Origin of the sequence: Geobacillus sp. WSUCF1, from assembly GCF_000422025.1 — a bacterium.
Classification (GTDB): domain Bacteria; phylum Bacillota; class Bacilli; order Bacillales; family Anoxybacillaceae; genus Geobacillus; species Geobacillus zalihae.
In genome coordinates this window covers 1-2,559 of record NZ_ATCO01000241.1, presented here as the reverse complement: position 1 = coordinate 2,559, position 2,559 = coordinate 1, and the positions used below count along the sequence as shown (strand labels likewise).

Sequence of the window (2,559 nt, the reverse complement as noted above, 5' to 3'; positions counted from 1 at the left end):
GCTAACGCCAACCGAATTCATCTCCCACTTTCACTTCGTTTCAAAGTGGGAGACTTCTTTCGGAAAGATGTTAAAACGGCCGCCGGTTCAGCCATTGGCCGCCGTCGACTGTGATGCAAGCGCCGTTAATGTAAGCGGCTTCATCCGAAAGCAAAAACGAGGCGACCGCCGCGATTTCTTCCGGCGTCCCGAGCCGCCCGAGCGGCACGCTTTCCAACGTCATCCGCTCCGCTTCCTCTGATTCCCAAAGCCGCTCCGCCCCGCCGGTCCGTTCGATCGGTCCGGGAGCGATCGCATTGACGCGGAAGCCGTACTTTTTCCCCCATTCCACAGCAAGCGTGCGCGTCATTGCCAGCACTCCAGCCTTGGCGCTCGCTGAATGAATGACCCCGGCGCCGGCATGCCAGGCATATGTCGCAACGATGTTGATAATGTTCCCTTTCAAGCCGCGCTGAATCCAGTAGTTGCCGACTTCCCGGCTGCAGTAAAACGTGCCGTTTAACACAATGTTAATGACGCTGTTCCAGCCGTTGATCGACAACTTTTCCGCCGGGCAAATGAAATTGCCCGCCGCATTGTTGATGAGGGCATCGATGCGGCCGAATTCCGCATCAGTCCGCTCCACCATGTGCGCCACTTGTTCCGGGTTGCGCACATCCATCGGGATCGTAAGCACTTTCCCTCCATCCGGCGCGGCGATTTCCCGCTTGGCCTCTTCGAGCGCCTCGGCCCGCCTTCCCGTAATGACGACGTTGGCCCCCTCAGAAACAAACCGCTTCGCCATATATTTCCCCATTCCGCTCGACCCGCCGGTCACAATGATCACTTTTCCGTTCATCCATTTCTCCTCCTAATGACTGATTACTCATTCATTTCTATCATATCATAAAATAGCGGAATATTCGAACATTATTGTTCCCCTATTGTCCTTCTCTCCCCCTTTTCGTTATAATAAAGCTACTTGTGAAAGGACGGCGAAACGATGCACCATATCGAAACAACCAAACTAAGCCGGCGCGCCTTTTTGAAAAAGCTGGCGCGCACAAGTTTCAGCGCAGCGCTGGCGATGGCAGCCGCCTCTGGCTACGCCCGCTGGATTGAGCCAGCCGAGCTGACCGTGACGCACCATGCACTGTCGCATCCGCTGATCCCAAAGTCGTTTGCCGGCGTCAAGCTGCTGCAGTTCAGTGATCTCCATCTCGGCCATTATTACGGCTTGGAACGCTTTTACCGCATCATGGGCCGCATCAACGAACTCGGGCCCGATCTCGTCGTATTCACAGGCGATCTGCTCCATGAGGCGAACCGGTATCCGCACGTCGACGCGGTCGCTGAGGCGTTGGCCGGCGTCCGCGCTCCTCTTGGGAAATTTTGTATTTACGGAAACCATGATCACGGCGGCTATGGAACAGATATTTACCGTCGATTGATGGAACGAGCCGGGTTCCGCGTTCTCGTCAATGAGCATGCACTCGTCCGGCGCGGCCACGGGGCGATCGCGATCGCCGGCAGCGACGATATGATGCTCGGACGCCCGGACTGGTCGAAAATGACGAACGGCATTCCGCGGGCGACATATACGATCGCCCTCGTTCATGAGCCGGACGGTGCCATTGAGGCTCGCCGCTTCCCTATTCACGTTCAACTGTCTGGCCATAGCCACGGCGGGCAAATTCAGTTGCCGTTTATCGGGCCGCTTATCACGCCGCCGTTGTCTGAGCGGTATTATGAAGGGTTTTACCACGTCGGCGGACTCTTGTTGTACGTCAACCGCGGCTTGGCACGACGCGGGTGCCGCTTCGCTTCTTCGCTCCGCCGGAGTTGACCGTTTTTTCGCTTACCCCCGGCTAGAAGTAGGACAAACCGGCCAACAACGCTGCTTCCTATGTTATAATAGAAAGAAAAAAGGAGACATGCCGATGAAACCGTTGCAATTGACGGTCGACAATATTGCCAAAGCGATTTTTACCGTCAACCGCCATGCGAAAACCGCGTTGAATCCTGCATTCCTTTATCTTCTAAAGAAAAAGGCGATTGAAAAGCTGCTCGAGGAGGGGAAGGCGAAAAAAGTGGGCCTCCATTTTTCCCGCAATCCGAAATACAGCCAACAACAATCCGACGTGCTTGTCGCCGTCGGCGACTACTACTTCCACATCCCACCGACAAAACAAGATTTCGCCGCCCTTCCGCACCTTGGCGCTCTCAACGATTCATACCGCAACCCTCCAGCTCGGATGCCGCTGTCAGAGGCAAAAGCCATTCTCATGGCCTACACCGGATTAAAAGAAAAGCCGGAACAAAAGCCGAAACGGCTGACAAAACCCGTATTTAAACGACTCGGCGACCGCTATTAAGCGGACGCCTGTTTTTTCAACAAGGGGGGCATCTTAGCACCGAGCCGGCAGCAGAAACATCGATCTCTCTTTTGTTTCACCCTGTTTTTTCACCAATCCTAAAAATACCCGAACTCCAAAATGTGTAAAGTGGCAGCGCTCAATATAGGGACATGTTCATCCTTCTGCTGATGACGAATTTTTTTTGTGGCTCTTCACCAAAAGT

Annotated in this window: 2 protein-coding genes and 1 pseudogene; 2 read left to right on the top strand and 1 reads right to left on the bottom strand. The window is 54.4% G+C overall.

Features of this window, described 5'->3' with window-relative positions; translation table 11 throughout:
- Positions 1-70: 70 nt before the first annotated feature.
- Positions 71-838, bottom strand: coding sequence for a 2,4-dienoyl-CoA reductase (fadH, locus tag I656_RS00585; protein ID WP_013523307.1), 768 nt, complete (start codon positions 836-838; stop codon positions 71-73).
- A gap of 144 nt (positions 839-982) precedes the next feature.
- On the opposite strand from fadH, the pseudogene I656_RS00590 reads away from it, so the two are divergent.
- Together I656_RS00590 and I656_RS00595 are read left to right on the top strand one after the other, a co-directional pair.
- Positions 983-1,851, top strand: a pseudogene (locus tag I656_RS00590) (metallophosphoesterase).
- Between the two features lie 68 nt (positions 1,852-1,919).
- Positions 1,920-2,354: a YkyB family protein gene (locus tag I656_RS00595; RefSeq protein WP_015374330.1), complete on the top strand. Its 435-nt coding sequence runs from the start codon at positions 1,920-1,922 to the stop codon at positions 2,352-2,354.
- The last annotated feature ends 205 nt before the right edge of the window (positions 2,355-2,559 follow it).